At 55.8% G+C, this 8,072-nt stretch carries 4 protein-coding genes and 2 pseudogenes; all 6 read left to right on the forward strand.

Translation table 11 applies throughout. The features are described 5' to 3' along the window. Positions 1-253 precede the first annotated feature (253 nt). A complete protein-coding gene (locus GWC77_RS26315) occupies positions 254-1,390 on the forward strand; it encodes a class I SAM-dependent methyltransferase (RefSeq protein ID WP_173261968.1) in 1,137 nt (378 codons plus the stop codon). A gap of 24 nt (positions 1,391-1,414) precedes the next feature. Then, positions 1,415-2,983, forward strand: a complete 1,569-nt coding sequence (locus GWC77_RS26320) for an amino acid adenylation domain-containing protein (RefSeq protein ID WP_173261971.1) — start codon at positions 1,415-1,417, stop codon at positions 2,981-2,983. Continuing rightward, positions 2,980-4,272: a pyridoxal phosphate-dependent aminotransferase family protein gene (locus tag GWC77_RS26325; protein ID WP_173261974.1), complete on the forward strand. Its 1,293-nt coding sequence runs from the start codon at positions 2,980-2,982 to the stop codon at positions 4,270-4,272. Before GWC77_RS26320 ends, GWC77_RS26325 begins: the two co-directional genes overlap by 4 nt. Positions 4,273-4,645: 373 nt before the next feature. Continuing rightward, positions 4,646-5,308, forward strand: a pseudogene (locus GWC77_RS30145) (FAD/NAD(P)-binding protein); the annotation flags it as partial. Positions 5,309-6,068: 760 nt separating this feature from the next. Then, a pseudogene (cysC, locus tag GWC77_RS26335) lies at positions 6,069-6,728 on the forward strand (adenylyl-sulfate kinase); the annotation flags it as partial. A gap of 118 nt (positions 6,729-6,846) precedes the next feature. Then, positions 6,847-7,884, forward strand: a complete 1,038-nt coding sequence (locus GWC77_RS26340) for a hypothetical protein (protein ID WP_173261982.1) — start codon at positions 6,847-6,849, stop codon at positions 7,882-7,884. Positions 7,885-8,072: the final 188 nt, after the last annotated feature.

Here is an 8,072-nt window from a genome sequence, read left to right on the forward strand (position 1 = left end):
AGCTGCCAGGGAAGTCTTGCCCACCTGCCTCCACGGGCTGATTGCCAGCGCGCCAACACGAGCGCCCGATACCCGATCATGCCTCACGTGCGCGCCGGATAGCGGACGGCCTTCGCGAGGCGCTTACGTAGCAACCAGTTGCACGTCGAAAGAGCTTCGTTTATGGCGGCATAAATTCGCGATTTCGGCGCAAGAACATGTGCGGCCGGCCGATGCTTCCCTGTCATTTATATCCTCATACGAAATGCGACACATGACAGCCGCATCCCCAACCCGGGTGAACCTTTCAAGCTTGCAGCTCACGCGCGTATACGGCCAATCCTATGGCTGGAAGATGTTCGACTCGCGCTATCTGACGGACGCTGTCCAGGCCCACCTCGCTCAAGAGATTGATGCCTTAAAGGCGTTGCTCACGTCATTTCCCCACTACCGGCACCTTGTCGAAGTCGGTTGCGGGTACGGGCGCCTACTTGAATGGAGTATCGGAAAAGGCCTGTCTTATGACGGCCTCGATCTTGTCTCCTGGATGGTTCAGCTTGGACAGGTCCGCAGCCGTCGTTTGCTGGCGCAGTTTCCGTGGGCACGCGCATCGGTTCACTGCCTGCCCGCCGAAGCTATCGACACGCTCTTTGCGCCGTCTAGCACCTGTGTGCCTACGGTGGCAGTTTTCCCCTTCAACTGCCTCGGCAACGTCGTCGACGTCGGTGATGTCCTTGCCGCCGTTGCCCGCACACCTTGCGACGTGGTTGTCTCCGCCTTCAATACCAGGCCAGATACGACAGCCATTCGGTCCGAGTACTATGCGCGCTGCGGATTCTCCGGGCTTGAATCGGAAAATCGTGATGAAGGCATCCTCATTCGATCGACGGAGGGCCTGCATACATTTGCCTATAGCGACGACTACTATCGCAACGTATTTGATCGCTTTGGATTCGGCCTTGAAACCAGTCTGGATGTCAGCACGCATGGCCATCTTCTCTATTTCCAGAATCGCGAAACCAGGCGTGATGGCACTTCCTGGGCAACAGGTAGTGGGGTTGCAGATGCAACGCCATTTCCCCGGTCCACCGGAAGACTCACCGTTCGCCTGAGTGCGCTGATGGATGGTTGCGTCCCTGGCGAACGGCAGTTGTGCAATCAGGACGATTGTCTGTTCGCGTTTGACGACCAGCACGTTATGGCTTGCATCGAGGATGACCAACTTTGCGTCGAAATTGATCACAACTGGAGTCCAGGCACGACTGTTCGCATCGAAACCACGGACCCCGATAGCCATGAGCCAACCAGTCGCGTGGCCGTCGTCAAACACGTGCGTAACAAGGCTCCTGGACGGCACCTGGTTACGTTGTGGGTGTTACCGTCGAATTCCGTCCACCGCGTCATCGTGTAGACGAACATATAAACGGCAATAGAGATGCGATATCTGATCCAGCATTTCGTCGATGACAGTTTTCGTCTTCGAGCAGATTGTCCTGCGATCAAGCAGGGTTCACAAACCTATACTTACGGACAGGTCAATGAACTAGCCACCCAATTCGCACGACACTACGCCGCACTGGGCCTGGTCAAGGGAAGTCTGATAGGCATCCTGTCCCGGGTGCGCATTGAAGTCATCGCGGCGATGATCGGCGCACTTCGCTCTGGCATCGTGTACGTGCCGCTCAACATTCATGCACCTACGGCATGGCTGAATGGCGTCATTCGCCGCTCTGGGATCAAAACGCTGCTGGTTGATCCTGGTTTTCGAGACAAGGCGCGGGCGCTAGATGGCGTTAGCGCAATAACGCTGCTTGGCGGATCTTCGGAGTCAATCCCCGATAGACACCTCGCGGTAACCTCCTTCGAAACGGTGACACAGTCAGAAGGTGCGCTTGCCGAGCCGTCTTTGGTTGCAGATGATCTCGCCTATATCCTTTACACGTCGGGATCGACAGGGGACCCCAAAGGTATCGCAATTACTCATCGCAACGCGTTCACGTTCATCGACTGGATGCGTCAGGAATACTCAATCGGCGAGCACGACCGAGTGTTCAACCGTGCGCCGCTGCAGTTTGACCTGTCCGTCTTCGACATTTTCTCGACGCTCGCGGGCGGCGGTTTGCTGGTTCTGACCGAACCTGAGTTTGAGGCAACCCCCGAGGCTATCGTTAGCCGGATGATTCAGGAGCGCATCACGGTCATCTACACGGTACCTTCCGCCTATATCGCCCTGCTCACCAAGGGCGAGCTATCTCGCGGCATTCCCACGCTGCGATGGCTGCTCTACGCAGGCGAACCGTTTCCGACCGCCTACCTGCGTCAGGTGATGCAGTGTCTGCCCACGACAGCGGTTTCCAACATTTATGGCCCGACGGAAACAAATATCGTCACGTATCACCATCTTCGGAGCCCGCCGGTCAGCGATGCATCAGTGCCGATTGGCCGACCCGTGCACGATACGGACATCCGGATCGTTGACGAAACCCTGAAGCCCGTGCCGGATGGGGAGATCGGTGAAATTCTGGTGCGAGGTGGCACCGTGTTCGCCGGGTACTTTAACGACCCGGAACGCACGCGACGCAAGCTTGTGCAAAGCCCGCTGCATGACCACTCGACTTTATGTTGCCGCACCGGCGACCTTGGACGCATTCTGCCCAACGGCGAGATTGCTTACCACGGTCGCATGGACAGCATGGTGAAAAGCCGAGGCTACCGGATCGAGATCGGGGAGGTCGAGAATGCCTTGTGCGTGCTGCCCGAGGTCGCGGAAGCCGCCATTGTCACGCGGCCCCACGACCGGTACGGCTGTACGCTTCACGCCTTCCTCGTGCTGCGCTCCGACACGGCCGTCGATGCGATTCGGCGGCAGATGGAGGCGGCTATTCCCAAGTACATGGTTCCATATGAATTCATTGCCAGGACCGATCTGCCGAAGACGGCCACAGGCAAAATCGATCGCGTCCTGCTGCAAAAATCCCTGTTAGAAGGCGGTCAACAACTATGAACTCCACTCTGAACCGAATCATTGATGCCAATATGGCTGGCCAGCGCTCGATCATTCACGAAGTGCTGAAGACGAGCCCCATGTTCGATGCGGAAGCCCTGGAAATCAAGGGACGGCAGATCCGCTTCGGTGACCGGTGGTTTTCGGACTTCGCATCCTGTAACTATCTGGGCTTCGACCTCGAGACCGACATCATCGAGACAGTCGAACCGGCGTTGAAAAAGTGGGGCATCCATCCGAGCTGGTGCCGTCTGGTCGCGAGCCCCAGTTTGTACACACAGGCAGAGGAGGCGCTTGCAGCCCTGCTGAATGTTGAGGACACACTGATCCTGCCGACCGTGACGCTGATCCACATCGGCGTGATCCCCGCGCTGGTGGGAAACGACGGCGTGATGTTTCTTGACAAGGCCGCCCACATGACCTTGTACGAGGCGGCCAAGATCGCTCGCGACAGCGGTGCGAGCCTCAAGACTTTTGCGCACACGAACCATGAAGCACTGGAAGCCGCTCTGCGTGAACACAAAAACAACCCGAGAAAGCTGATCCTGGTAGATGGCACCTACAGCATGACGGGCAACTATGTTGATCTGCCGCGTCTGGTAGCACTCGCCAAACAATACGATGCTGTGGTGCTTATCGACGATGCTCATGGTTTCGGTGTCGTCGGGGAAAAGCCAACGCCTGATCTGCCGTATGGATTCAAGGGTAACGGCGTGGTCCAGCATTTTGGGATGGACTATGACAACGTTTTGTATGTCGGCGGGCTATCCAAGGCATATTCATCACTCGCCGCGTTCGTCGCGTGCAGCAAGCGGATGAAATCGTTTCTCAAGGCGTATGCAACCCCGTACGATCTGTCGGGTCCGTGTCCCACGGCATCGCTACAGACCGTGCTTGCTGGACTGGCTCTTAATGAGCACCACGGAGACGGCGTGCGGCGTAATCTTCATCGACTAACACGGAATGCACTCCACGGGTTGCGCGAGCTTGGGTTCCACATTGACAACAACACCGGCTTTCCGATCTTATCCGCATGGGTCGGCGACACCGACCATCTCATCCAGGCCGCCCGCATTTTGTGGGAGAACGGCATTCTGATCACACTTGCACCCTATCCGATGGTGCGAAAGGGAGATGAAACCCTTCGCATCACGGTCACTGCGGCCAACACCGACGAAGACGTCAAGCGCCTAGTCCGGGCCTTTGGAAAGATTCGAGAGTATCTCGATAGCAAAGGTGCCCCGCTTTGCCCGGGTACAGCGGCTGATCGTGGCATTTTATTACCGTAATGCTGATGTCAGCAAATAGTGCGTCTTTCCGGCCAGCAATGCAGATTGCTGCGAACGCCGTCGGCCATCTAAGGTCTCGGCAGTTGGAGAGTACGGAGATAAAGAAGGCCCCTTTGACGAGCGTCCAAGGGGTTGTCGCTGCGAGGGACTACAAATCGTTAGTACTAGATTCGTGCAGCCTAAGGCGCCCGAGGACGCGGTGCGGCCGTGGCGGACAGCCGCTAATGGTCGCAGCCATTGAGGTATGCGATTTCATCTGGGCTTTGGATGACACTCACTGCATGTACGGCGCTTGCATCGATGCGGCGCACAACGTCTCGTATGCCAGTGGGACCGCTCGCTCCCCGTGGCTGATGGCGCACGTGAGGCCAACATGAAGCCGCTGAATACGGGGAAGAGTCGTGTTCCTACCATTGCCATCATCGGTGTCGGATTCAGTGGAGCGGCGGTGGCGATCCACTTAGTGAGACTGGCACCGCAGAAGCCGCTGCGCGTCGTGCTTGTTAATAAATCGGGGTGCATGGGCCGCGGTATTGCATATGAGACGCGCAACATTGGACATTTGCTCAACGTGCCCGTCGGAAACATGAGTGCGCTGTCCGACGTGCCCGAAAACTTTCTGCACTTCTGTCAGCAGTCCGATCCGTGTACCGATCCAGCATCGTTCGTCCCGCGCCGTATATACGGCGAATATCTCGAAGCACTTCTTGCGACGGTCGAACATAGCAGGAACGCTACGGTTGCACTCGATCGCGAGGTCGGAGAGGTCGTGTCAGTGCGCGTTGACGCCAACGGGAAGCACGCACACGTGCTGCTGACGGATGGCCGAGCGATCGTCGCTGATCGCGTGGTACTGGCCTTCGGCCATTCCGCGCCCGCGAATCTTCCCGTACTAACCCCTAGCTTTTACGACAGCGAACGCTACATCCGCGATCCCTGGGAACATGGCGCGCTGCGACGAATCCGCGATGACGATACTGTGCTGTTGTTAGGATCGGGCCTGACCGCAGTCGATGTTGCGTTGTCACTGCAAGATGGCCGGACCAAGGCCGCAATCCATTGCATCTCTCGCCGTGGCTTGTCACCTGTCGCCCATCGCACTAGGCATGGTACTAGTCATGGAGCGTCTGAGCACCACATCTTGGAAGGGATTGGGGCGAGCGTTCGCGCCTATGTGGCAACCCTTCGTCGCGAAATTGACCGATGTTCTCTCGCTGGCGACGACTGGCATGATGTCTTGGATTCCCTCAGACCACACATTGCAACACTGTGGCATCGCTTGTCATTGCAAGAGCGAGCGCGGTTCCTTCGACATGTCAGGCCGTATTGGGATGTCCTTCGGCATCGCTGCTCACCCGAAGTATCGGTGCGATTTGCCGAAATGCTGAAAAGCAATACAGTAAGCATCGCTGCAGGGCATATTCTTGCATACCGTGAGGAGGCGCATGACGTAGTTGTTACATGGCGCCGTCGCGGCACTCACAAGTGGACGGAGCAGCTACGCGTTTCGTACGTTATCAACTGCACGGGACCCGATACCGACGTTCTTCGTTGCAGCTCGCCACTGATTGAGGATTTGTTGAAGAGGGGTTTGATGCGCAAGGACTCGTTGGGCCTAGGTATCGATGTCGATAATGGCTATGCGTTGGTAGATCACAAGGGCCAATCATCGGCATTTCTTTACTACGTCGGACCTCTTTTAAGAGCGAGAGACTGGGAAGCGACCGCAGTGCCCGAGCTGCGCGCACACGCTAACTGCATCGCGCAACGTCTCCTGGAGTCCTTGAATATTGCCGCTGCTGTAGCATATGCCTAACGTGACCATAGGCGCGAAAATGCAGTCCTCGGTGCCTAGGGACGCCGAGAACATTCGGCCGCAGCATGTCGACGTAGACAAAGCGGAGCGTGCGACGATGAAGGGCCAGAAAGCTTGCGTGCTGTGGTTCACTGGGTTGTCGGGTGCTGGCAAGTCCACGATCTCCAATTTGGTTGAGAAAAAGCTCCACGCTATGGGCAGGCACACCTACCTGCTCGATGGCGACAACGTGCGCCTTGGACTTTGCAAAGACCTTGGCTTTACTGACGCGGATCGCGTCGAGAACATCCGTCGGGTAGCCGAGGTGGCGAAGCTGATGGTGGATGCGGGCCTGATTGTTCTCACGGCTTTCATCTCTCCTTTCCGCGCCGAACGAGCGATGGCAAGAGGCCTTGTGCGTCCCGGCGAGTTCATTGAGATTCATGTCGACACGCCGCTGGACGTGGCGGAGGCGCGCGATTCCAAGGGCTTGTACGAAAAGGCGCGGCGCGGTCAACTCAGAAACTTAACGGGAATAGATTCACCATACGAGGTGCCAGATGCACCGGAGCTTCGCTTGCCCGGCGCATCGAAGCCTCCTGACGTGCTAGCCGACTGCGTGATCGAAATCATGCGACAGCGGAATATTTTGTCGGAGTAGTCGGGGCGCTCGGTGAGCATTCCAGTTCCTATTTGCACACCGCCCCTCAGCTTCTTCGCGGCCAGAATCAAAATCGAATCTCAGCTCTCTCGAAAATTTATTAAATACTGGAGTGGCCTTGAGTAGTTACAAAACACTGCGAACAATGGTCAATTCTGGAGAATTAAGCATTATCTCCATAATTGCGCCGCCGCGGACTTCTTCAACCGCTCTCGAACGCGCGTTGATTGAAAGCCCAGACATCTCCGGGCAATGCAATGAGCCGTGGTCACAACCCCATGTGACGACAATAGAGCAAAGACGGCAGATTGCATATGATAAAATATTTTCCCGTGTCTCACAGATACGGAGCGCCAGCGCCAAGTTTGACCGTCGGCATGATATTTTGGTCGTCAAAAACATCGCTGATTTTATTCCGCCCGGTGAATTCTTTATAGAATGGTCGTCTCTAGCAAGACACCAGATATTCTTGGTGCGAGATCCAGCATGCGCCATTGAGTCAGAGTTAAACATTTTTTTTAGAGATATCCGGACAGACGGTAAGCTTTTTGACGGCGTTACGCCAAATCAGTACGCGAGAACTACAGGGTTCAAAAACTGGCTTGCGCTTCATCGCTGGGCAAAGGACAATAGGAATTATTGCTTGTATGAGGCGCCTGTAAATACATATTTTGCTAATGCCGATCTCACGCATCGGGATCCTAAACTGATTCGATTGGTGTCCGCTCTCCGACCTAACCTCGATGCAAACGAAATGTTTCGCTTTAGAATACTCGGATGGGAAGCTTTGCAGGAGCATTTGCGAGAGTGCCGAACGCAAGCTTCTAACTATGCGGTGGTTGAGTCCGCGTTATTTAGATCCAATCCGGTCGCATTTCTTACTGGCCTTTGTCGAATATTGTCAATAACATATACGCCTCGCATGATTGATTGGTCGATAGAAAAAACCAAATCGTTCGAAAGAGGGTGGGATGAACACCCTGATCATTTCTTCTATGATCAGGTCCTCGGGAGCACTGGCATTCTTCCGCCGCAAGACTCGGCCCCAGCCATTGATCGGTTTCCTCCTTGCATACAAAATTTCATCTCAAGAAAAGACGGCGCAAACGATATTTATAGAGAAGCAATTGAGGATTCAAATTTTTTAGGTCCGTAGAACAGGGCAGACGATCGGGGCGTTGGTGCACGGATAGGCAAACGAAAGACGGGAGTAATAGAATCGCGGTCCGTCCTGCTGGAAGCCCATGCATGCCCCACAAGCACAACGCCGCGCGCCGGCATGACATCCCGAAGATGGCCCATCGGGTGACGAACTGGCCCGAGTATGAAGCGGGGCTGCGCAGC

The organism is Paraburkholderia sp. NMBU_R16 (assembly GCF_013282575.1).
Taxonomy (GTDB): domain Bacteria; phylum Pseudomonadota; class Gammaproteobacteria; order Burkholderiales; family Burkholderiaceae; genus Trinickia.

What these genes read in the sequence shown, in the direction of transcription:
- GWC77_RS26315 (WP_173261968.1), top strand. Translation starts at nt 254, where the DNA reads ATGACAGCCGCATCCCCAACCCGGGTGAACCTTTCAAGCTTGCAGCTC.
- GWC77_RS26320 (WP_173261971.1), top strand. Translation starts at nt 1,415, where the DNA reads ATGCGATATCTGATCCAGCATTTCGTCGATGACAGTTTTCGTCTTCGA.
- GWC77_RS26325 (WP_173261974.1), top strand. Translation starts at nt 2,980, where the DNA reads ATGAACTCCACTCTGAACCGAATCATTGATGCCAATATGGCTGGCCAG.